Source organism: Aerosticca soli (assembly GCF_003967035.1).
GTDB classification, from domain to species: Bacteria; Pseudomonadota; Gammaproteobacteria; order Xanthomonadales; family Rhodanobacteraceae; genus Aerosticca; species Aerosticca soli.
Window position 1 is genome coordinate 2,365,486 of sequence record NZ_AP018560.1, and the last position, 22,612, is coordinate 2,388,097.

Annotated in this window: 19 protein-coding genes and 1 pseudogene; 6 read left to right on the forward strand and 14 right to left on the reverse strand. The window is 70.8% G+C overall.

Annotated elements, in window-relative coordinates:
- The first annotated feature begins 85 nt into the window (after nucleotides 1-85).
- Entirely contained in the window at nucleotides 86-1,546 is a 1,461-nt protein-coding gene (locus ALSL_RS11055; RefSeq protein ID WP_126539149.1) for a class I adenylate-forming enzyme family protein, read from the forward strand.
- A 35-nt stretch (nucleotides 1,547-1,581) separates the two neighbouring features.
- Entirely contained in the window at nucleotides 1,582-2,445 is an 864-nt protein-coding gene (locus tag ALSL_RS11060) for a lysophospholipid acyltransferase family protein (RefSeq protein WP_161970954.1), read from the forward strand.
- A gap of 41 nt (nucleotides 2,446-2,486) precedes the next feature.
- Here the strand turns inward: ALSL_RS11060 and ALSL_RS11065 are convergent, their stop codons facing one another.
- The 7 genes from ALSL_RS11065 to gltB all read right to left on the reverse strand — a co-directional run bounded on the left by ALSL_RS11065 (nucleotide 2,487) and on the right by gltB (nucleotide 11,555).
- Nucleotides 2,487-3,242 (reverse strand): NRDE family protein, encoded by a 756-nt coding sequence (locus ALSL_RS11065; protein ID WP_126539153.1) that lies wholly within the window; start codon nucleotides 3,240-3,242, stop codon nucleotides 2,487-2,489.
- A gap of 67 nt (nucleotides 3,243-3,309) precedes the next feature.
- Nucleotides 3,310-3,672: a hypothetical protein gene (locus ALSL_RS11070; protein WP_126539155.1), complete on the reverse strand. Its 363-nt coding sequence runs from the start codon at nucleotides 3,670-3,672 to the stop codon at nucleotides 3,310-3,312.
- On the reverse strand, nucleotides 3,669-4,244 hold the full coding sequence (locus tag ALSL_RS11075) for a sigma-70 family RNA polymerase sigma factor (RefSeq protein ID WP_126539157.1): 576 nt from the start codon (nucleotides 4,242-4,244) through the stop codon (nucleotides 3,669-3,671). Before ALSL_RS11075 ends, ALSL_RS11070 begins: the two co-directional genes overlap by 4 nt.
- A 10-nt stretch (nucleotides 4,245-4,254) precedes the next feature.
- A complete protein-coding gene (locus ALSL_RS11080) occupies nucleotides 4,255-4,617 on the reverse strand; it encodes a DUF6249 domain-containing protein (RefSeq protein ID WP_126539159.1) in 363 nt (120 codons plus the stop codon).
- 123 nt (nucleotides 4,618-4,740) lie between these two features.
- Nucleotides 4,741-5,124: a hypothetical protein gene (locus ALSL_RS11085; RefSeq protein WP_126539160.1), complete on the reverse strand. Its 384-nt coding sequence runs from the start codon at nucleotides 5,122-5,124 to the stop codon at nucleotides 4,741-4,743.
- 540 nt (nucleotides 5,125-5,664) lie between these two features.
- On the reverse strand, nucleotides 5,665-7,101 hold the full coding sequence (locus ALSL_RS11090) for a glutamate synthase subunit beta (RefSeq protein ID WP_126539162.1): 1,437 nt from the start codon (nucleotides 7,099-7,101) through the stop codon (nucleotides 5,665-5,667).
- Nucleotides 7,098-11,555 (reverse strand): glutamate synthase large subunit, encoded by a 4,458-nt coding sequence (gene gltB / locus ALSL_RS11095; RefSeq protein WP_126539164.1) that lies wholly within the window; start codon nucleotides 11,553-11,555, stop codon nucleotides 7,098-7,100. Before gltB ends, ALSL_RS11090 begins: the two co-directional genes overlap by 4 nt.
- A gap of 265 nt (nucleotides 11,556-11,820) precedes the next feature.
- On the opposite strand from gltB, the gene ALSL_RS11100 reads away from it, so the two are divergent.
- Both ALSL_RS11100 and ALSL_RS11105 read left to right on the forward strand, forming a co-directional pair.
- Nucleotides 11,821-12,999, forward strand: coding sequence for a murein hydrolase activator EnvC family protein (locus ALSL_RS11100; RefSeq protein WP_126539166.1), 1,179 nt, complete (start codon nucleotides 11,821-11,823; stop codon nucleotides 12,997-12,999).
- 77 nt (nucleotides 13,000-13,076) lie between these two features.
- Nucleotides 13,077-14,414, forward strand: coding sequence for a S41 family peptidase (locus ALSL_RS11105; RefSeq protein ID WP_126539168.1), 1,338 nt, complete (start codon nucleotides 13,077-13,079; stop codon nucleotides 14,412-14,414).
- A 284-nt stretch (nucleotides 14,415-14,698) separates the two neighbouring features.
- On the opposite strand, the gene tatC is transcribed toward ALSL_RS11105, so the two are convergent.
- The 4 genes and pseudogenes from tatC to ALSL_RS11125 all read right to left on the reverse strand — a co-directional run.
- Nucleotides 14,699-15,451: a twin-arginine translocase subunit TatC gene (gene tatC / locus ALSL_RS11110; protein ID WP_126539170.1), complete on the reverse strand. Its 753-nt coding sequence runs from the start codon at nucleotides 15,449-15,451 to the stop codon at nucleotides 14,699-14,701.
- Nucleotides 15,435-15,839, reverse strand: coding sequence for a Sec-independent protein translocase protein TatB (gene tatB / locus ALSL_RS11115; protein WP_126539172.1), 405 nt, complete (start codon nucleotides 15,837-15,839; stop codon nucleotides 15,435-15,437). The genes tatC and tatB overlap by 17 nt, the downstream gene beginning before the upstream one ends.
- Before the next feature lie 22 nt (nucleotides 15,840-15,861).
- Nucleotides 15,862-16,104, reverse strand: coding sequence for a twin-arginine translocase TatA/TatE family subunit (tatA, locus tag ALSL_RS11120; protein ID WP_126539174.1), 243 nt, complete (start codon nucleotides 16,102-16,104; stop codon nucleotides 15,862-15,864).
- A gap of 47 nt (nucleotides 16,105-16,151) precedes the next feature.
- A pseudogene (locus tag ALSL_RS11125) lies at nucleotides 16,152-16,832 on the reverse strand (lipid-binding SYLF domain-containing protein); the annotation flags it as partial.
- Between the two features lie 142 nt (nucleotides 16,833-16,974).
- On the opposite strand from ALSL_RS11125, the gene hemH reads away from it, so the two are divergent.
- Nucleotides 16,975-18,060, forward strand: a complete 1,086-nt coding sequence (gene hemH, locus ALSL_RS11130; protein WP_126540233.1) for a ferrochelatase — start codon at nucleotides 16,975-16,977, stop codon at nucleotides 18,058-18,060.
- Nucleotides 18,057-18,902, forward strand: coding sequence for an alpha/beta fold hydrolase (locus ALSL_RS11135; RefSeq protein WP_126539176.1), 846 nt, complete (start codon nucleotides 18,057-18,059; stop codon nucleotides 18,900-18,902). Before hemH ends, ALSL_RS11135 begins: the two co-directional genes overlap by 4 nt.
- A 21-nt stretch (nucleotides 18,903-18,923) precedes the next feature.
- Here ALSL_RS11135 and ALSL_RS11140 read toward each other — a convergent pair whose 3' ends face one another.
- The 3 genes from ALSL_RS11140 to ALSL_RS11150 all read right to left on the reverse strand — a co-directional run bounded on the left by ALSL_RS11140 (nucleotide 18,924) and on the right by ALSL_RS11150 (nucleotide 22,489).
- Nucleotides 18,924-20,099 (reverse strand): ABC transporter permease, encoded by a 1,176-nt coding sequence (locus tag ALSL_RS11140; RefSeq protein WP_231700214.1) that lies wholly within the window; start codon nucleotides 20,097-20,099, stop codon nucleotides 18,924-18,926.
- A gap of 96 nt (nucleotides 20,100-20,195) precedes the next feature.
- Nucleotides 20,196-20,930, reverse strand: a complete 735-nt coding sequence (locus tag ALSL_RS11145) for an ABC transporter ATP-binding protein (RefSeq protein WP_126539180.1) — start codon at nucleotides 20,928-20,930, stop codon at nucleotides 20,196-20,198.
- Nucleotides 20,927-22,489, reverse strand: coding sequence for an alpha/beta hydrolase (locus ALSL_RS11150; RefSeq protein ID WP_231700215.1), 1,563 nt, complete (start codon nucleotides 22,487-22,489; stop codon nucleotides 20,927-20,929). The genes ALSL_RS11145 and ALSL_RS11150 overlap by 4 nt, the downstream gene beginning before the upstream one ends.
- Nucleotides 22,490-22,612: the final 123 nt, after the last annotated feature.

Genomic DNA, 22,612 nt, shown 5'->3' on the forward strand with positions numbered 1-22,612 from the left:
TCCACGTAAGGCCGCGCGGCTGGCGACAGCGCCCTCCCCCGTTCGATAATGCCGGCAGGGGGAGCCATGTCAGCGGAGATTCTCCATGGATGTAGGCAATGTGCTCCGGCAGCGGGCCGTGGATCGTGCCGACCACCCCGCGCTGCTGTTCCACGACGAGCAGGTGAGCTTCGCCGAGCTCGATCGGCGCACCGAGTCGGTACGCCACCAATTGCTCGATCTCGGCATCGGGCCCGGCGATGCGGTGGGTATGCTGCTGCCCAACACGCCGGCCTTCGTCTATCTCTATCTCGCGCTCTTGCGCATCGGCGCGATTCCAACCCCGATCGACGTGCGCCTGGGCGCGGCCGAGGTCACGGTCCTGGCCCGGCATTGCCGATTGCGCCTGGCCTTCGTCGCCCCGGACTATGCGCACCGCGACGTCCTGAGCGCGCACGTGCGGACCCTGGACACCGACGCCCTGCGTCTGGACCTGCCGCCGCCGGCCGCCGCCACGCGGCCTTACGATCCGGCCGCGACCGCGCTCTACCTGCACACCTCGGGCACCACCGGCATTCCGAAGGTGGTGGAGCTCACCCTGGCCCATCTCGACTGCTATCCGCATGCCATGAGCCGCTTCTGGCATTCCGGCCCGGACTGGGTGCTGGCGATGATCCTGCCGATGAGCCACATCTCCGGCCCCATCCTCATCAACGAGATGCTGGACAAGGGCTCCACGCTCGCCATCGTCGACCGCATCAGCGGGCCGGCCCTGCTCGAGGCCGCGCAGCGCTACCGCTTCACCTTCATGCACGGCGTGCCGCCGATCTTCCAGATGATGCTGACCGCCGAGCCGGAGCGCTATGACTTGTCCTCGGTCAAGGTGATGGCGCTGATGGGCACCTCGGTGCCGGTCACGGTGATGCGCGCGCTGAAGACGCGCCTGCCGCACGTCAAAGTCCTGCAAGGCTATGGCCTGACCGAGACCTCCCCGCTGCTGACCGGCACGCCATCCGAAGCCGCCGACGATCATCTGGACAGCATCGGCATCGCCGTGCCCGACGCCGAGGTGTTCATCGCCGACGCCCAGGGGCGCCCGCTGCCGCCTGGCGAGGTCGGTGAGATCGTCGCCCGCGGCAAGGTGGTGATGAAAGGCTATCTCGACAATCCCGCGGCCACCGCCGCGCGCATCCGCAACGGCGTGCTGCATACCGGCGATGCCGGCCGTCAGGACGAGCATGGCTTCTTCTACCACCTCGGGCGGATGGACGATCAGATCGTCACCCGCCAGGGTCTCAACGTGTACCCGGCGGAAGTGGAGAACGTGCTGCTCGGGCATCCGCAGGTGCTCGATGCGGCGGTGGTCGGCCAGGTCGACGATGCCGAGCACGGCACGGTGCTCACCGCCTACGTCATCCCGCGCGGCGCGGCGCCCGCGGCGAGCGAGCTGCGCCGCTACTGTCTGGACCGCCTGGCGCAGTTCAAGGTGCCGCAGCGCTTCCACTTCGTCACCGAGCTGCCGCGCACCGGCACCGGCAAGGTGGCGCGCGAGCGGCTGCGCGGCTGATGGCAGACAGGACGCCACGGCCGGGGGGCGCGCTCATGCGCGGCCTCGCCCGGCTCGTCGCCGGCCTGCCGGACGGTGCCCGCCATGCGCTGGCCGTCGCGCTCGGCCGCGGTTTCGCCGCCCTGCCGCTGCGCCGGCGCCAGGTGGCGCTGGCCAACCTCGCGCTTGCGTTTCCCGAACTCGCCCCGGCTGCGCGCCGCGCCCTGTTGCGCACCAGCATGACGTACTGGGCGCAGACCGTGGTCGAGATCATGGAACTCGCCGGCCGCCGCCTGTCCGCCGAGGCGCTGCGCGCGCGGGTGACACTGGACGGCCGAACGCACCTGGATGCGGCGCTGGCGCAGGGCCGCGGCGTGATCGCGCTCAGCGCGCACATCGGCAACTTTCCGCTGGCGGTTTTCGCGCTCGCCGCCTACGGCTACCGCACCGCGGCGGTCTACAAGGAAGGCAGCGCGCTCGAGGACGGCTTCTTCGGCCATCTCATGCAGGCTTATGGCGTCACGCCGATCCGCGTCGACCGGCATCGCCAGAGCGTCGCCCGTGGCGTGCTGGCGGCCCTGCGCGAGGGCAGCGTGGTATTGATGCAGATCGACCAGGCGGTGCGTGACGGCATCCCGGTCGAGTTCTTCGGCCGCCCGGCGCGCACGCCGGTCGGTCCGGCCGTGCTGGCCCGCCGCAGCGGCGCGCCGGTGCTGCCGATGTTCATGTTCCACGCCGGTCGCGGACATCGCCTGCAGTTCGCCGCGCCGCTGGCGCTCAGCACCGTCGCCGATCCCCAGCAGGCCCTGCACGAGGACGTGCAGGCGATGACGCGCGTCATCGAGGCGGTGGTACGTGCCCATCCGGCGGAGTGGTACTGGGTGCACCGGCGCTGGGCCGACAAGGGCGGCGAGCGCTGAAAACCACGGCGAGCCGTTGGCTTTCCGCGCTCGCCGCGGTTTTAGAAAGCAAGCGCGGTCTCGCCCGCGAACCGCCCCTGCGGACCGAAACGCCGCTCGACGATGCGCCCGCCGCCGGCGTGGGCGATGGCCACCACCGTGCTCGCGCGCGTGCCGTAATGTTCGCCGCGGATGAAAGCACTCGACAGCAGCCGTTCGCGCTCGAGACCCACGCCGGTGTCGGGCAGGTCCTCGTCCGGCGGTCGCCATTCGTCGGCCAAGGCGGTGAAGAGCGGCGCGAAATCCTCATCGCCACCGCCGGCGATCCAGTCCTCGAGGTGCCGCATCAGACGCCGCGTCTTGGGCCAGGGCGTATTGAAGTCGGCATTGGAGAGGCCATGGATGCCGGGCGTGATGTCCTGCAGGCCCGGCTGCGGGCGATTGCCGAGATAGACGCCGTCGCGCGCATCGAAAAGCAGCAGGTTGAACGGGCGGTAATCGGCGGCGCGCTCGCGCAGACCTCGTGCGTGCTCACGCGCGCCGAGCCGTCCGCCAAGGAACTCGCTGGCGAGCAGACCGCGCGAAACGCCGTGCTGTGGATCGCGCGGGTCGCGCACATTGGTCACCGCCGCGCAGCGGCCTGCGTCGGTGACGCCGAGCCAGGTGCCGCCGGCCTCCAGGTCGCGACCGGCGATGATCGGCACCTCCCCCCAGCGCGCCAGCGGCGCGCTCGGCCGGGCATGGAACTCGTCGCGGTTGCCGGCCAGCACCAGCCGCCAGCGCGGATGGGCCTTCCAGGCCAAGGCGATCAGGCACATGCGGGCGTTCGCCGTTCATGCCGGCGGGAGGGTCCGCGCAGACCTCGCATGCCGAGATACCGCGACGTCAACGCAGCTCGCCGGCCTGCGCGGCGGCGGTGCCCAGCGCCAGCGCGACCGCGAGCAAGGGCGCGATGGTCTTCAGCCAGGCCAGCGGCCCGGCCTGGCCGAGGTCGGCGAGAAACGGCGCGAGGGCGGCGGTGAGGCCCTGCGGGCCAAGCCAGGCCAGCAGGGCAAGCGTGGCGAGCAGGCCCAGCGCCACCGGCAGCCAGGCCAGGCGACGACGCGTCCTGCGCGCGGGCAGGGCGGCGACGACGCGGGCGGAAAAGCCCTGGTCGGGAAGATCGGTGGCGGCGGCGCGCGCATCAGCGGCCAAGAGGGCATCCAGCCAGCGATCGTCGTCCGTGCGCGAGGGGTCATTGCGATTCATGGTTCACCCGTCGTCAGCGGCGCCCACGCGGCCAGGGCGAGTTTCAACTTGCCGCGCGCGCGAAAGATGTGCGACTTGACCGTGCCCACCGGGCAACCCATCGCCGCGGCGGCCTGCTCGTGACTGTGGCCGAGATAGTAGCACTGCACGATGGCCATCCTTTCCGCCGGCGAGAGCACGTCCAGCGCGCGCCGCACCTCGGCGCCGGCGACGGCGGCCTCCGCCAGCGCGGCCGGCGAGGGCGCCTCGGCGGGCAGCTCGGGCGTGGCATCCATCGGCAGCGTGCGTGCTGCCGGCGCACGGGTGGCGCGCACGTGCATCAGGAACCGGTTGTAGGCGATGCGCTGCATCCAGCCGGCGAAGGAAGCCTCGGCACGAAAGGTCGGCAACGCGCGCCAGGCCTGCACGAAGGCGTCCTGGGCGAGATCGTCGGCCAGCGCGGCATCTTCCCGGCAGAGACGGCGCAGCAGCGCACGCACGCGCCCCTGGTGGCGACGCACCAGTTCGGCGAAGGCGCGGCGATCGTCACCGGCCTGCGCACGCGCCACCAGCACAACATCGTCCGGCGTCATCGTGCCGGCATCACTGGCCGCCGGCCTCGGTACGCGACCTGCCGCCCAGCCAGTGCAGGACGAGATAACCGACACCGATCAACAGCGGAATGCCGCCGATACCGGCCATGTCCAGGTCCTGCTCGAAGGCGGCCAGCCCCAGGATGCCCAGCCCGACCATCGTCCAGATCACCCCGCGACGCAGGTCGGCGTGGGGCGGCACCGGCTCGACCAGCAGTTCGGGCGCCACCGGCTGGCCGTGTTCGGCGAGCGTGACGATGACTTCGTTGCGCTGGCGCTGCCGGCGCAGGCGATACCACACGTTGAGCGCGTAGATCGCCACCGGCATGCCGAACACCATCACGATCGCGAGGATCTCCACCAGACTGTCCATGAACCTGCACCTTTACCGGACGACATGCCCGGTCTCGTAAGACCAAGATGCCGCCGGCGTGCAGACGGTTGCAGCAAGGGGCGCGGTGTCGGGCGCCTTCGTCGATGCAGCGAAGGATCCCGCTCAAAGGCTCTGCGGCAAGCTTTCGAGCACGGCGGGGGCAGGCAGGGCCGTGAGTGCCATCAAGTCGAGCTCGACCTGCGGACCGTTGGCCTTCAGCCAATCGCCCATCGCCTGGCCGCCGGACTCGCCATATACGCGATGGGAGTACACGATGACGGTACCGACACCATCGCTCAGACGCAACCTGGCAAACGCGGCCTCGAGAAAGCCGGCACCGAAAAGCACGGCGACGATGAGATGCTCGGGCTTGCCGCCGGCTGTCGACGGCCTGGTATCGGTACGCAGCACCTTGCCGGTGCCCTGGTAGTTTTCAAGGATCTTGTTCGCCAGCTGGGCAAGGCGGTCGCCATCGGCCACCGACTCGTAAACGTCCAGCGTCAGCATGTCGCGCCACGTGGCGAGATCCTCCTGCCCCTGCGGGGTGAATTCGTTCTGGCCATGCCTCGACCATCGGTGCCGATATTCGACCCCACGAAAAACCAGCGTCGGCGTTTGCATGTCTTTCCCCCTGTGCTGAATTGGACATCGCGGCACCGACCCGGGCGCGATCAGTCGCGGCGGCTGACGCGCCATCCGCAGGCACTTCCGGCACGCGGTCATGACGCAACGCAAAGCGCATCGAAAAAAACTGAAGGGTAGTGCCTCGCGCATGGGATGGGTGCACCCGGGGGGGGCGTCAACCATGCGTGCCGCAGCATGACCTCGTCGGTCAGCGGGTCCGCGGGTGCAAGGCGGTCCGCACCATCCATCGTGCGGGAGCGATCCGCATCAGGAGGACGGCAGCTTCATGCTGGATACTGCCACTGACCACGCGTCCTCTATGAAAGATGGCTCTGCCATCCGTGGCAGCGCTGCGCGTCGTCCCGATCCGACAGGACGCGGCCTTCTTGGGCTTTCGCGCCTGGCCTCGCGGGACGCAGGACATCAGGCGTGGGCGGGCGCAGGCGCCTCGATCCGCTGCAACATCCGCGCGATCGAAGCGGCCGCCTCGCGGCCGTCATGCACGGCGCGCACCACCAGATCGGCGCCACGCACGTCGTCGCCGCCGGCAAACACGCGCGGGTGGCCAGTCTGGAACGGCAGGCGCCCGGCGCCACCGACGCGGATGCGCCCACTGGCATCGAGCTCGATGCCCAAGCGCGCGCACCAGGCCGGCGGGCTGGGCCGGAAACCGAAAGCCTGGATCACCACGTCGGCGGGAATCTCCTCCTCGCTGCCCGGCACATTGCGCGGTGCGAGCCGGCCGCTGCCGTCGTCGTGCAGCTCGGTGGCGACCACGCGCACCGCGCCGATGCGGCCATCCTTTCCGAGCAGCGCGAGCGGCTGGCGGTTGAACAGGAACTGCACGCCCTCCTCGCGGCTGTAGCCGACCTCGCGCGCGGAGCCGGGCATGCTGGCCTCGTCGCGGCGATACACGCAGGTGACCGTGGCGGCGCCGAGGCGAATCGCGGTGCGGTTGCAGTCCATGCCGGTGTCGCCGCCGCCCAGCACCACCACGTGCTTGCCCTTCAAGTCGAGCATCGGCGGTGGCGGCGCATCGTCGAGCAGGCGCTCGATGTTGGCGATCAGGAACGGCAGCGCGTCGTGCACGCCATCGAGCTCGCGCCCGGGCAGGCGGCCGTCGACGTAGGTGTAGGCACCGGTGCCGACGAACACCGCGTCGTAGCCTTCCAGCAATGCATCGAACGGCAGGTCGCGGCCGACCTCGACGCCGAGGCGGAAGACGACGCCCATGCCTTCGAGCACCGCGCGGCGCGTGCGCACCACCTGCTTGTCGAGCTTGAACGCGGGAATGCCGAAGGTGAGCAGGCCGCCGATCTCGCGCTGGCGATCGTAGACGTCCACCGCGATGCCGGCGCGGCGCAGGCGGTCGGCGCAGGCCAGCCCCGCGGGACCGGCGCCGACCACCGCGACGCGATGGCCGCTCTCGCGCACGGCGGAAAGGTCCGGCCGCCAGCCCTGGCGGAAGGCCTCGTCCACCACCCAGCGTTCGATGCTGCCGATGGTCACCGCGCCGAAGTTGCCCTGCTCGAGCGTGCAGGCGCCCTCGCACAGGCGATCCTGCGGGCACACGCGGCCGCAGATCTCCGGCAGCGGGTTGGTCTCGTGCATCAGCGCGGCGGCCTCGAACAGGCGGTTCTCCTGCACCAGCTTCAGCCAGTTCGGGATGTAGTTGTGCACCGGACAGGCGTGCTCGCAATACGGGTTGCCGCAGTCGATGCAGCGCCCGGCCTGGGTCGCGCCTTCCGCCGCGGTGAAGTCGCCGGCGATCTCGCCGTAGCCGAGCACGCGGATCGCCACCGGCACGCTGCGCGGCGTGCGCCGCGGCACTTCCAGGAACTGGAACAACTTGTCGCTCATGCCGCCCTCCGCAATTCCTCGGCGAGCGCGCGCAGGCTCGCGGCCTTGGGTTTGACCAGCCAGAAGCGCTGCAAAAGCCCGCGGAAATCGGCGAGCAGGCGCTGCGCCCAGACGCTGCCGGTGAGTTCGATATGCCGCGCGATCAGATTGCGCAGGTGCTGCATGTGATGCTCCATGCCTTCCGGGCTGATGCGCACGATGTCGACCAGCTCGTGGTTGTAGCGGTCGACAAAGTCGCGGTCGAGGTCGAGCACGTAGGCGAAGCCGCCGGTCATGCCGGCGCCGAAGTTGAGGCCGACCTTGCCGAGCACGGCGACCACGCCGCCGGTCATGTATTCGCAGCAGTGGTCGCCCGCGCCTTCCACCACCGCCAGCGCGCCGGAATTGCGCACCGCGAAGCGCTCGCCCGCGCAGCCGGCGGCGAACAGCTCTCCGCCGGTGGCGCCGTACAGGCAGGTGTTGCCGATGATGGCCGCCTCGTGCGTCGCGTAGCGCGCATCGGCCGGCGGGCGCACCACGATGCGGCCGCCGGCCATGCCCTTGCCGACGCCGTCGTTGGCCTCGCCGACGAGTTCGATGTGCACGCCGCCGGCATTCCACGCGCCCAGGCTCTGTCCGGCCGCGCCTTCCAGTCGCAAGACGATCGGCGTTTCCATGCCGGTGTCGCCCCAGCGCCGCGCGACTTCGCCGGACAGCCGCGCGCCGATCGCGCGGTCGGTGTTGACGATGCGGTAGTCGAAGCGCCCGCCGCTGCCCTGCGCGACCGCCTGCGCGGTGTCGGCGGCGATGCGGCTGGCGAGCGCGGCCGGGTCGCGCATCGGGTTGCGCGCCATCGCGCAGGCCAGCTCCACCTGTGTGCCCAGGCCGTCGGGCGTGATCAGCGGACGCAGGTCGAGGCGACGCTGCGCGGGCGTTTGCCCCGGCTTCTGGCGCAAGAGTTCGGCGCGGCCGATGAGCTCGGCGAGCGAGCGCGCGCCGAGCCGGGCCAGGTGTTCGCGCACGTCCTCGGCGACGAAGCGGAAGTAGTTCATCACCATTTCCGGCAGGCCGATGAAGTGCTCCTTGCGCAGCACCTCGTGCTGGGTGGCCACGCCGGTGGCGCAGTTGTTGAGGTGGCAGATGCGCAGGTACTTGCAGCCCAGCGCCACCATCGGCCCGGTGCCGAAGCCGAAGCTCTCCGCGCCGAGCAGCGCGGCCTTGATCACGTCCAGGCCGGTCTTGAGGCCGCCGTCGGTCTGCAAACGCACGCGCCCGCGCAGATCGTTGCGGCGCAGGGTCTGCTGGGTCTCGGCCAGGCCCAGTTCCCACGGCGCGCCGGCGTACTTGATCGAAGTGAGCGGACTGGCGCCGGTGCCGCCGTCGTGGCCGCTGACGGTGATGAGATCCGCGCCGGCCTTGACCACGCCCGCGGCCACCGTGCCCACGCCGGCGTGGCTGACCAGCTTGACCGAGACCAGCGCCTCGGGGTTGATCTCCTTCAAGTCGTGGATGAGCTGGGCCAGATCCTCGATCGAGTAGATGTCGTGATGCGGCGGCGGCGAGATCAGGCCGATGCCGGGCTTGGCGTAGCGCAGCCGCGCGATGGTCGCGTCGACCTTGTGGCCGGGCAGCTGGCCGCCCTCGCCGGGCTTGGCGCCCTGCGCGATCTTGATCTGCAGCACCTCGGCGTTGACCAGATACGCCGGCGTCACGCCGAAGCGGCCGGAGGCGACCTGCTTGATCTTGGACATGCGCTCGGTGCCGTAGCGGGCCGGGTCCTCGCCGCCCTCGCCGGAATTGCTGCGCGCGCCGAGCCGGTTCATGGCGATCGCCAGCGCCTCGTGCGCCTCGGGCGAGAGCGCGCCGAGCGACATGCCGGCCGAATCGAAGCGCCGCAGGATCGCCTCGACCGGCTCGACCTCGGACAGCGGCAGCGGCGGGCCGAGCGGCTCGATGTCGAGCAGGTCGCGCAACGCCGACGGCGGACGGCGGTCCACCGCCTCGGCGTAGGCGCGGTAATCGGCCGGATCGCCGCTGCGCACCGCTTTTTGCAAAGTGGCGATCACGTCGGGGTTGTACATGTGGTACTCGCCGCCGTGGACGTACTTGTACAGGCCGCCGGCGGTGAGCGGACGCGCCTCGTCCCAGGCCTCGGCGGCGAGCACGCGCGCATCGGCCTCGAGTTCGGCGAAACCCGCGCCGCCGATCCGCGAGGGCGTGCCGGGAAAGCACAGCGCGACGACTTCGGGCGCCAGCCCGACGATCTCGAACAACTGCGCACCACGATAGCCGGCGATGGTCGAGATGCCCATCTTGGAGAGGATCTTCAAAAGTCCCTTGCGCACGCCGCGCCGGTAGCTGCGGCCGATCTCGGCGAGCGTGCCCTCGCCGGCCTTGAGCTTGCCCTCGCGACCGAGCTCGAACAGGCTCTGGTAGGCCAGCCACGGATACACAGCGGTGGCGCCGAAGCCGATCAGGCAGGCGAACTGGTGCGGATCGCGCGCAGTGGCGGTCTCCACGATCAGGTTGCACTGGCAGCGCAGGCCGCGCTCGATGAGGTGCGCGTGGATCGCGCCGGTGGCCAGCAGCGCATGGGCCGGCAGGGTGTCGCGGCGCGGATAGCGGTCGGTGAGGAAGACGATCTCGGCGCCATCGCGCACGCCCTGCTCGGCCTCGCGGCAGAAACGCCTGAGCGCCTTTTCCAGGCCTTCCTCGGCGGCGTACTGCAGGTCGATGCGCACGGTCGCGTTGAGATACTGCGGCAGGCCCAGGAGCTGCCGCAGCTTGCGCTGCGAGAGCACCGGCGAGTTGAGCAGGATCTGCCGCGCGTTTTCGGGCCCGAGCGCGAACACGTTGCCCTCGCGGCCGATCTGGGTGACCAGCGACATCACCAGGTGCTCGCGCAGGGGGTCGATCGGCGGATTGGTGACCTGCGCGAAGGCCTCGCGGAAGCGGTCGAACAGCGGGCGAACTTGGCGCGACAGCACCGCCATCGGGGTGTCGTCGCCCATCGAGCCGGTGGCCTCGGCCTCGGTCTCGGCCAGCACCTTGAGCACGCTCTCGCGCTCCTCGCGGGTGAGGCCGTAGAGCTTCTGGTAACGGCGCAGCTCGTCGGTGGGCAGCGGCTCGGCGGCGAGGCTGGGGTCGATGAGGTCCTGTTCCAGATACTGCACCCCCGCGCGCAGCCATTCGCGGAACGGCGCGCGGCGGCGGTTGATGGCGTCGATCTCGGCATCGCGCAGCAATTTCGCCTCGGCGAAATCCACCGCGATCATCTGCCCGGGCCCGAGCCGGCCCTTGGCGACGGTGCGCGCGGCCGGCACGTCCCACAGCCCGGCCTCGGAAGCCACCAGCAGGTGGTTGTCGTCCGACAGCGCCCAGCGCGCGGGCCTGAGGCCGTTGCGGTCCAGCGTACAGGCGGCGTAGCGGCCGTCGCACATCACCAGGCCCGCAGGGCCATCCCACGGCTCGGTGTGCAGCGCGTAGTACTCATAGAAGGCGGCCAGATCCTCGTCGATGTCCTCGCGCGCGGCATAGGCCGGCGGCACCAGGATGCGCATCGCCGCCGGCAGATCCAGGCCGCCGACCAGCAGCAGTTCCAGCGCGTTGTCCAGGCTTTCCGAATCCGAGCCCTGCTGGCGCACGAACGGGCCGATGTCGGCCAGCTCGAGCAGCGGCGAGCGCCAGATCGCCTCGCGCGCGCGCATCCAGCTGCGGTTGGCGCGGATGGTGTTGATCTCGCCGTTGTGCGCGAGCAGGCGGAACGGCTGCGCCAGCCGCCACTGCGGCTGGGTGTTGGTGGAAAAACGCTGGTGGAACACCACCGCATCGCTCTCGAGCAGCGGGTGGCGCAAATCGGCGAACACTTCGCGTAGATGGCCGGGCGCGGCCATCGCCTTGTAGCCGATCACCTGGCAAGACAGGCTGACCACGTAGAAGTGCGGGTCGTTCGCCAGGGTCAGTTCGGCGCGTCGGCGCGCACGGAACAGGGAGCGCTCGAAGCGCGCCTCGTCCATGCCGCCCGGCGCATCGACGAACACCTGGCGCACGCGCGGACAGGCCGCGGCGGCGAGCGGCCCGCAGGCGGCGAGGTTCACCGCCACCTCGCGCCAGCCGGCCACCACCAGCCCCTGCGCGGCGAGCTCGGCTTCCAGCACGTGCGCGGCACGGTCGTCGCCGGCCGGATCGAGGAACACCAGCCCGGCGGCGAAACGCGGCGCGGGCACGATGCCGGCCTCGGCGGCCAGCGCGCGCAACCAGCGCGTGGGCCGGCGGATCAGCACGCCGCAGCCGTCGCCGCTGATGCCGTCGGCATTGACGCCGCCGCGATGGGAAAGCTTGGCCAGCGCCGAGAACGCGGTATCGACCAGCGCCGCGCTGGCGCGGCCGTCGATCTGCGCGATCAGGCCGAAGCCGCAGCTGTCGTGCTCGAAGGCGGGGTCGTAAAGCGTGCGTGCACCTGGCGTGGCGGCCATGGGGCGGTTCCTCCCAAGGAATGGCAAGAACGTTTGGCGAATGCGCGGCGCGCGAACCATGCGGCGCGTTCTTACCTTCCACCCATGGCCGATCCGACTAAAGCACACCTGCTGCGTCGCGTCAAAGGGTCTTGAGATGGCCATCTGGACGTCCAAACCCCAAGCAGCCCGTCTGGCCGAATACAAAGCCCCGCGGGCCGCGGTGTCCGGCCCTTTCCGGCGCGGCACCTCGCCGCCGCGCGGACGCTGAGGCGATAATCGCCCCATGCCGTCCTTTCCCGCCGCCGCTTCCGACCGCCGTCCCGGCGCCGCCCTGCTGCTGGTCCTGGCCCTGCTCGCGCCCGCAGCCGCGGCCCAGGACAGCCGCAAGGCGCAGGCCGCGGCGCAACGGGAGCTGAGCGAGCTGCACCGCAAGATGGAAGCCCTGAGCCGCGAACAGGCCGAGACGGCGGCGCGCCGCGACAGCCTGAATGCCGCGCTGGCCCGGCAGGCGGCGGCGCTGGCGGCCGCCGCCGGCGCCTTGCGCGAGACCGACGCGGCGCTGGCCGAGCGCCAGCGCCAGCTCGACGCGCTCGAACAGCAGCGCAGCGAGCTTCAGTCCCGTCTGGCGGCGCGGCGCGAGGCGATCGCCGCGCTGCTGCGCGCCAGCTACGCGCAGGCCCGGACGCCGGAGCTGGCCCTGCTGCTCGGCACCGACGACCCCATGCGCGGCGCACGCCTGCTCACCTACGCCGCCTATCTGCAGCGCGACCACGCCGAACGCGTGCAAGCCTTGATGGACGACCTCGACCGAATGCAGCACCTGGCCGAGGCCATCGATGCCGAGCGGCAGGCGCTCATCGCCAGCCGCGCCGAACGCGAGCGGCAGGCACAGGCGCTCGCCGCCCAGCGCGCGGCGCAGCAGCGACTGGCCGCCGAGGCGGATGCCCAGTACCGCACCCAAGCCGAACGGCTCGCCGCGCTCAAGCAGAACGAGCAGGCCCTGGACGCGCTGCTCGCCAAGCTCCAGCGCGCCATCGACGAGGCCGAACGCGAGGCGGCGCGCCGGGCGCAGAGCGCGCCGGTGCCTCCCGGCAAGGGCCTGGCCAATATCCGCGGCAACCTGCCCTGGCCTGCGGCCGGGCCGGTCAACCGCTACGGCAACGGCGTGCTGATCCGCGCCCCGGCCGGCAGCGAAGTGCGTGCGGTGGCGCGCGGCCGGGTGGTCTATGCCGCCTTCCTGCGCGGCTATGGCATGCTGCTGATCGTCAACCACGGCGACGGCTGGATGAGCATGTACGGCAACAACGAAACGCTGCTGCACGCAGTCGGCGCCCAGGTCGATGCCGGGCAGGTCGTGGGCACCGCCGCCGCGCCGCTCGGCGAGAACACCGGCGTGTATTTCGAGCTGCGCCACAACGGCCAGCCGGTCGATCCCCGAACCTGGCTGGCCCGCCTGCATTGATGCCCTTCGGCTTGCCCAGTCTTGCCTTCCAAGGCCGGCCGCGCGGTCGGCCGGCTGCCATTTCCAGGGAGTTTCCCATGCGTCTTTTGACTTGCGGCCTGTGCCTTCTGCTCACGGCCGCGCCGGTGCTGCATGGCCAGGACCTGCCCGCGACAGCCGGCAGCGCGCCCGCCACGGCCGCCTCCACCGCCGCCGCCGACCGCATCAGCCTGGATGACATCCGCAACTTCAGCCGCGTCTACGAGGTGATCCGCCAGGCCTATGTCGAGCCGGTGGACAACAAAACACTGATGAACGCCGCGATCAGCGGCATGCTGAGCGGCCTGGACCCGCACAGTGCCTATCTGGACAAGGAGGGTCTGGAGCAGCTCAACGAGGACACCACCGGCCAGTACAGCGGCCTCGGCATCGAAGTGATGGAGGTCGACGGCACCTTGCGCGTGATCGCGCCGATCGACGACACGCCCGCCTCGCGCGCCGGCATCAAGCCCGGCGACACCATCATCAAGATCGACGGCCGCCCGGTGGACGCGGACAACCTCGACGACATGTTCAAGCGACTGCGCGGTGAGCCGGGCACCAAGGTCACCCTGACCATCGTGCACGAGAACGGCAACAAACCGGTCGACTATTCCCTGGTGCGCGAGAAGATCTCGCTGGCCAGCGTGAAGCTCCGCGCGCTGGAGCCGGGCTATGTCTACATCCGCCTCAGCCAGTTCCAGGAAGACACCGCCGACGACCTGGAAAGGAAACTCGCCGACTACGTCAAGAAGAACGGCCCGCCCAAGGGGGCGATCCTGGACCTGCGCTCCAATCCCGGCGGCCTGCTCACCGCCGCGGTGGCGGTCAGCGATGCCTTCCTCGATGCGGGCACCATCGTCACCACCCGCGGCCGCCTGCAGGACGCCAACATGCAGTTTTCCGCCCACCCGGGCGACCTGCTCAAGGGGGCGCCGATCGTGGTGCTGGTCGACAACGGCACCGCCTCGGCGGCCGAGATCGTCGCCGGCGCGCTCAAGGACAACCGCCGCGCGCTGATCATGGGCCGGCGCACGTTCGGCAAGGGCGTGGTGCAGACCGTGCTGCCGCTGGATGCCGACCATGCGGTCAAGCTCACCACCGCGCGCTACTACACGCCGAGCGGCACCTCGATCCAGGCCGAGGGCATCAAGCCCGACATCGCGCTCGCCGACCTCGCCGTCAACAAGGCGGACAGCCCGGCCACGCTGATCACCTCCGAAGCCGATCTCGAGCATCACCTCGCCAACGAGAAGGCCGGCACCGGCAAGGACATCGACAACGACGGCAGCGCCGAGAACGCCAAGCTCGCCACCGAGGACTACGCGCTGTCGCAGGCGCTCAACGTGCTCAAGGCGATCACCCTGGCCCGCACGGGGGCTTCTTCCGCGCACTGAGGCCTTGACGCGGCCGCGCCACGACACGGCGCGGCCTCCACGCGCCCGGTGCCCGCCAGGCCCAGCGGCCGGCCTGGTCGCTCACCTGGGCGGCGGCAACAACAAGGCGGCGAAAGATGCGTGCTCGCCAGGACTGCCGGCCGTCGGGCCGGTGGTCTCCTTCGCTTTGGCGCGGGCAAGCGGGGTCAAAACCACGGCAGCTGAACCACGCACGGCATGGCGTCCGGAAGTTTGCCCGCATCACGGCCCGGGCGCCCGGCGGCGCGCGCGGCTTCTCCCGCCGGTCACCCCTGCGTGGCGGGCGTCCGCCTGGGCAGCAGCCAGCGCACCGCAAGCACGCCGATCTCGTAGAGCAGGCACATCGGCACCGCCAGCATGATCATCGAGGTGATGTCCGGCGGGGTGATGAAGGCGGCGATGGCAAAGGCACCGACGATGGCGTAACGGCGGCCGCGGCGCAGCTGGGCGTGATCGACCACGCCCAGCGCGGCCAGCACCACCACCACCACCGGCACCTCGAAGCACAGCCCGAAGGCGAAGAACATCAGCATCACGAAGTCGAGGTAATGGCCGATGTCGGTCATCATCTCCACGCCCGGCGGCTTTGTCGCGATGAGGAAACGGAACGCCGCCGGCAGCACCAGGAAATAGGCGAACGCACAACCGAGATAGAACAGCGCCAGCGCGGCGATCAAGAGCGGCCGCGCCAGCCGCTTCTCGTGCTTGTAAAGGCCGGGGCTGATGAAGGCCCACAGCTGGTAAAGCACCATCGGCATGCTGATGAACAGCGCGGCGTAGAAGGCCAGCTTGAGCGGCGTGACGAAGGTGCCGGCGACCTCGGTGGCGATGAGATGCGCCCCGGCCGGCAGGCGCGCCACCAGCGGCCTGGCCAGCTCCGCATAGAGCCGGTTGGCGAACGGGACCAGCGCCAGCAGCACCACCAGCACGCTGGCGCAGGCCTTGAGCAGGCGCGAGCGCAACTCGATGAGATGCGAGATCAGGCCCTGTTCGGGCAGGGATTCAGGCTCGGTCGCCATGACCTGCCTCATCCGCGGCGTCATGACCGCCGGCGCCGATCGCAGGCGCCTCGTCGCGGGGCGTGGTGGGCGATGCGGACGCCGTGGCCGCCTGCGCGGCGGCGGTCGCCTCGCGCACCTCGGCGGCGGCCTGCTGCGCGGCGCGGGTGGCGGCGTCCAGCCGGGCCTGCGCGGCGTCGATCTCGGCCGCGGCCTGGCGCGCGGCGCGGCGCAGTTCCTCCACCTCGAGTTCGCGCTCCACCTCGGCGCGCACGCCTTCCCAGCTTTGCCGCAGCCGGCGCAACACGGCCCCGGCGGTGCGCGCGACCTCGGGCAGTTTTTCCGGGCCGAGCACGATCAGCGCGACCACCGCGAGCAGCAACAGCTTGGTGAAACTGATCTCGATCATCGCCGCGTCGCGCGTGCCCGTCTCAAGGCTTGGAGTCGCGCTCGCGCTCCTGCTCGCGTCGCGCGGCCTCGGCGGTGTCGGTCGGCGGCGGCTCGGCGTGCAAGCGGTCGCGCTCGGCGTCGCGGCGCGGTTCCTCGTGCTCGCCCAGGCCTTTCTTGAACTCGCGGATCGCCGAACCGAGATCCGAACCGATGTTGCGCAGCTTGCCGGTGCCGAAGACGACGACCACCACCAGCAGCAGCAGGATGAGATGCCAGATGCTCATGAACTTGTACCTCGCCAGATCAAAGCGATGCGCCGCAGGAAAACTCAGCGCGCCGTGTATTCCTCCAGACGGTCGCGGAAATCCACCACCGCCGCCGGAACGTTGCGCACGCCGCCCTCGAAGATGCGCCGCGGGGTGATGCCGGCGCCGTAGACGGCGGCGTTGGCGTCATCGTCGATGTTCAGCACCGAGCCGTCCAGGGCGACGCCGGCGAACAGCCCGCGCGAGCGCGAGTAGGAATAGATCTCCGCCTTGAGCTGGCCGTCGGTGGCCGCGGCGGCGGTGCGGCCGACCGGTCCGGCGGCCACCGAGGCGTCGCCGCCCAGGGTGAACTTGCCGTTGACGATGCCATCCACGCCGCGCTGGGTGCGGAAGACCAAGATCACGTCGGTCGAGGACACCCCGGCCTGGAAGCCGAAGCTGCCGCCGGTCAGGCTGATGAAGCTCGGGTTGGACCAGGTGCCGTCGGCGCCCTTCACCGAGACCAGGCCCTGGCCGTAGCGCCCGCCGAGCACGAAACCGGCCTTGACCACGTTGGGGATGACCGCGATGGCCTTGGCCTCGCGCAGCAGGTCCTGCGGGATCGACCGGTCCGGCGCCTGCATGATCTCGTTGAGCACCCGCACCGCCTCGCGCGCCCGCTCGAGCGGATCGGCCGCGCGGGCCAGCGTCGGCAGCAGCAACAGGCTGCACAGCAGCCAATACGGCAGTTTGAGCGACTTGGGCATCTTGAGATTCAAGGTAGGGCTCCGCCTTGGGGTGTTCGAATGGACCGGAAAGCATGCCACGCGCCCGCATGCCGGGAAGTCCGCGCCGACGCGGCGATGTGGCAGACTCGGAAGGCTTTGAGCGATGCCGCACTATTTTCCGATGTCCGACCCGACGCACTATACCGGCCACGCCGGCGCACTGTCCGATCCCGCCGCCGCTGCCATTCAGACTGGCTTGCTGCTGGTGAACCTCGGCACGCCCGAGGCACCGACCGCGGCGGCGGTGCGCCCGTACCTCGCCGAGTTCCTGGGTGATCCGCGCGTGATCGATTATCCCCGCTGGCTGTGGTGGCCGATCCTGCACGGGGTGATCCTGCGCGTGCGGCCACGCCGCTCGGCACAGGCCTATGCACGGATCTGGACGCCGCAAGGCTCGCCGCTGCGCGTCGGCAGCGAGGCCCTGGCCGCCGCGCTGCAGAACGCCCTCGACCGCCGCCGGCCGGGCGCGGTGCGCGTGGCACTGGCGATGCGCTACGGCCAGCCGGCGGTCGTCCCGACCATCGAGCGACTGGTCCGCGAGGGCGTGCGCCGGCTCCTGGTGCTGCCGCTCTATCCGCAGTATTCGGCCACCTCCACCGGCTCGGTGCTCGACGCAGTGGCCGCGGCGATGCAGCGCCTGCGCTGGCCGCCGGAACTGCGCACCATCAACGATTACCACGACGATCCGGCACACATCGAGGCCCTGGCCGGGCACATCGAGCGCTGGTGGCAGCGGCACGGCCGCGGCGAGAAGCTGCTGCTGTCCTTCCACGGCATTCCCGAGCGCTACGTGCGCGCCGGCGACCCGTACCGCGACCAGTGCCTGGCCACCGCCCGGCGCCTGCGGGAACGGCTCGGGCTCGCCGAGGACGCGCTGGTCCTCAGCTTCCAGTCGCGCGTGGGCCGCGAGCCCTGGCTTTCGCCCTACACCGACGCCACCGTGCGGGCACTGGCCGCGCGCGGCGTGCGCCGCCTGGACGTGGCCTGCCCCGGCTTCGCGGTGGATTGCCTGGAAACGCTGGAGGAAATCGCCATGCAGAACCGCGAGTTCTTTCTCGAAGCCGGCGGCGAGGATCTGCGCTACATCCCCGCCCTCAACGACGATCCGGCCCAGGTCGACCAGCTGTGCGCCCTGGCGCTGCGCCACTTGCAGGGCTGGCCGGGTTTCGACGGCCGGGCCGTCCGGTCCGCGGAAGCGCCGGCGTGACCGCCGCCACCGAGCTCAGCCTGACGCTGCCCCACCTGCGTCTGGCCGCGCAAGTCTGGGGCGATGCGCAGGCGCCGGCGCTCGTCGCCCTGCATGGCTGGCTGGACAATGCCGGCAGCTTCGCCCACCTCGCCCCGCTGCTGGCGCGGCAGTTCCGCGTGATCGCGCTGGACCTGCCCGGCCACGGCCATGCCGATCATCTGCCGCCGGGCCCGGCCGGCTATCCGTTCACCGATTACGTCTATGCGGTGCGCGACGCGCTGACCGCGCTCGGCATCGAACGCTGCGCCGTGCTCGGCCATTCGATGGGCGCCGGCGTGGCCAGCCTGCTCGCCGCCGCGCTGCCTGAGCGGGTGACGCGGCTGTGGCTGATCGAAAGCCTGGGGCCGCTGGCCGACGAGGGCGACACGCTGAAGCGCTTTCGCCAGGCGCTCGCCGCCACCACCGAGCGCAAGCCGCTGCGGCTGTTCCGCGACCTGGACCAGGCGGTGCGCACGCGCAGCGTGGCCACCGGGCTGCGTGCGGACCTGGCGCGGCCCATCGTCGAGCGCGGCCTGCGCGCGGAGGCCGACGGCTGGGCCTGGCGCAGCGACCCGCGCCTGCTGCTGCCGACCCCGATCCGCCTCGCCGAATCGCAGGTGCGCGCGCTGCTCGCCGGCATCGCGGCGCCCACCGACGTGCTGCTGGCGCGGCCGGCCAGCCCTTATCTGCCCGAGGCGCTGATGCGCGAGCGCGCCGCCTGCGTGCCGCGCGTGCGCCTCACGCACATGGACGGCGGCCACCATCTGCATCTGGAACACCCGCAGGCGGTGGCCCGCTGGATGGAGACCGCCGCGCCGTGAACGCGCGGCGCCTTGGCGCCTTCAGGCGGAAATCGCCAGCCGCTCGCTGCGATAGAGGCGCAAGGTCGCGGCGACCGCGAGCAGCGCGACGAAGGCGGTGCCGGCCAGACAGGCCGACAGCGGCAACAGGCCCAGGCCATCGCCGCGCACCAGATCCAGGATGCCCAGATGCTGGCCCAGCAGCGGCACGGCATACATCCACGCCTGCGGCTTGAACGGCAGCACCATCAGCAGCACGCTCGGCAGGATCGGCAACAGCATCAGCAGCGAGAGATAGGTCTGCGCCTCGCGATAGCTGCGCGCGAAGGCCGCGACCAGCGACTGCAGCGCCGCCAGCAGCACGATCATCGGCAGTTGCAGCACGAGCACGCGCAGGGCGAAGCCGGGGCCGAGGTCGATCTCCATGCCCAGCCGCTCGGCCGGCATGAAGCGGCCGACCATGCCGAAGGCGAGCAGGCTGATCGCCAGACTCGCCGCCGAGAAGGTGCAGATCGCCGCCAGCTTGCCGAGAAAGATCTGCCCGCGCGGCACCGGGTTGATGAACAGCGGCTCCAGCGACTGCCGTTCGCGTTCGCCGGCGGTGAGGTCGATCGCCAGGTACATGCCGCCGATGAACAGCGTGAGCACGAACAGATACGGCAGCATGTTGAACATCAGCACCGCGCGCGACTGCGCGGTGGCCTGGTCGCGGTCGGCCACCTGCACCGGCGCGGCGAGCGTGGGCGATAGACCGCGCGCGACCAGTCGCATCGCGCCCTGCTGGCGCGCATAGGTTTCGATCAGGCGACTGACGCGCTCGACCGCGGTGCCCGCGTTGCGCTGCGAGGAGTCGTGGATCAGCTCCACCTGCACCGGCTCGCCCTTGCGCCAGGCGGCGGCATAGGCGGGCGCGATGCGCAGCACCAGGTCGACGTCCTGCCGGCGCACCGCCGCCTCCGGATCGGCCAGCGGCGGCTGCGGCACGATGCCGCCGGCTTCCAGCGCGCGGACGAGGTTGGGCGCATACGAGGCGCCGATCACCGGCAGCTTGAGCGGGCGCTCGGCCTTCTCCAGTTGCTGGTGGATGGCGAGGTTGATCAGCACGACGAACAACAGCGGCGTGAGCAGCGGGCCGGTGAGGAAGGCACTGGTCAGCGTGCGGCGATCGCGCAGGTTCTCGCGCACTTCCTTGAGATAGACGACGAATGCAGGATGCACGGGATCACCTTGCCGGAGAGGGGGAATGGGCGGCAAAGCGCGCGCCGGCGCCTGCGCAACGGGCATCGCGGCGCGCACCCGGCGGTGTCGGCGCGCTCACGCGGCCAGCCCCTCGGCACTGCCGATCAGGCGCACGAAGGCGTCCTCCAGATTGGCCTCGCCGGTCTGCGCGCGCAGCGCGTCCGGGCTTTCGTCGGCGACCACGCGGCCGTGCGCGATCACCACGATGCGATCGCACAGCGCGGCGACCTCCTGCATGATGTGGCTGGAAAACAGCACGCAGCGCCCCTCGTCCTTCAGCTCGCGCATGAAGCGGCGCAGCGCGCGCGTGGCCATCACGTCCAGACCGTTGGTCGGCTCGTCGAGAATGACGTTGCGCGGGTCGTGCACCAGCGCGCGGGCGATCGCCGTCTTCACCCGCTGCCCTTGCGAAAAACCCTCGGTGCGGCGTGCGGCGAACTCGCCCATTTCCAGCGTGGCGATCAGCGCCTCGCGACGCTCATCGAGCGCGGCGCCGTCGAGTCCATGCAGGCGGCCGAAGTAGTCGATGTTCTCGCGCGCGGTCAGGCGCTTGTACAGGCCGCGCGCATCCGGCAGCACGCCCAGGCGCCGGCGCACCGCCAAGGGATCGCGCGCGGCGTCGATGCCGTCCACGCGCACCTGGCCGCGTTCGGGCGTCATCAGCGTGTAGAGCATGCGCAGCGTGGTGGTCTTGCCGGCGCCGTTGGGCCCGAGCAGGCCGGTGATCTCGCCGTCGCGCGCGGTGAAGCCGACGCCGTCGACGGCCTTCACCGCGCCGAAGCGCTTGCAGAGGTCGATCACCTCGATCATGGCGCGGCTCCGTTGAAATCGATGAACAGCGGCGTGGCCTGCAACCGGTCCAGACACGCGGCATCGAGCGTCTTCGGCACAAGATCCTCGATGAAGGTCTTGACCAGCCGCGGCGCGCAGCCGGCGGTGATCACGTTGTGGCCCTGGCCCTTGAGCACCAGGTGACGCGCGTTCGACAGCCCTTTGAGCACGGCCTCGCCATAGCGCGGCGGCGTCACCGGATCGTACTGGCCCGAAAGCAGCAGCGTCGGCACGGCGCTTTCGAGCGGTCGATGAAAGTCGGCCGGACGACTCCCCTTGGGCCACACCGCGCACACCGCGTGCAGCGTATCGAGCATGCGCGTGCCGAGGATGGTGCCGGCATCCTCAGGCCGCGGCACGAGCAGATCGGCATCCTCGCTGCAGATCACCGAGGCCTGCATGCCGCCGTTCATGGTGTCGGACAGATCACCCGCCAGCAGCTTGGCCTGGCCGAGCAGAGGGCCGACGTCGCCGTGCGCGGCGGCGTCGATCGACAGCGGCAGCAGCGCGGCGGTGAGCGGCGAATAGGCGAACATGCGCACCACGCTGGCCAGCGAGCCTTCGTTCAAGGTGCGCTGCACGCCCTGGTAGGTCTGCGGATCGCGAAAACCGACCTTGTGCGGATTGGCGCGCAGCGCGTCACGCAACTGGTAGAGCGTCTGGTAGGGATCGCCGAAACGCGCCTTGCAACCCGCCTCGACGTTGCAGCGGGCGAACTGCGCCTCGAGTGCGTCTTCCAGATTGCGCGCGAAGTCCTGGCCCAGCACCAGCTCGTTCGGCACCACGCCATCGAGCACGATCGAGCGCACGCCCTGCGGATGGCGCATGGCGTACTGCTGCGCCACGCGGGTGCCGTAGGAGATGCCCAGCAGATCGAAGGTCGGCGCGCCGAGCGCCTGGCGCACCGCTTCCAGATCCTCCACCGCCGCCGTGGTGGTGTACTGACGCGGATCGGCGGTGGCCTCGATCTCCTTCAGGCAGGCGACGGTTTCCTCGCGCAGCCTGGCCGGATCGAACGCGGCGCCCTCCCCGGTCGCGGCCGGCGTCTGGCAGGTCAGCGGATGCGAGCCGCCGGTGCCGCGCTGGTCGAGCAGCAGCACGTGGCGATGCGCGAGCAGATCTTTCAACGCCGGCGCCAGTGGCGGCCAGCCCTCGGTCGCCGCCTGTCCCGGACCGCCGGCCAGCAACACCAGCATGTCGCGGGCCGGCGCCTGCGCCTGCGAGCGCACAACCGCCAGCTTCAGCGTGATGCGCCGGCCGTGCGGGTCGGCACGGTTCTCCGGCACCCCGAACGATGCGCACCACGCCGCCGCGCTGAGGCCGCTGTTGGGCTGCGCCAGCTCGCAGGCGTGCAGGGTCACGGAGCCGAGCTTCCACGTCGCCGGCGGCGCGGGCTTCGCGGCTGCCGTCAAGGCCTGGGCCGGCGCCGCTGGCGGCGCCTCGTCGCGATCGTGGCGATGGCCGGCGCGGTGGGCCGCGATGATCGCCACGGCCACCGCCACGGCCACGCCGATGCGGGTCTTGCGCTGGAAGGTCACGCCGGCTGCTCCGGTTCGAGAAGAGGGATTCGACCGTCCCCTTGAACAGGGGCGATCCTGAAGGCGAGCGGCAGGAGCGGATCGTAGCGGCCCGTGGCGATGGCGTGAAATGGCCGCCGGCAA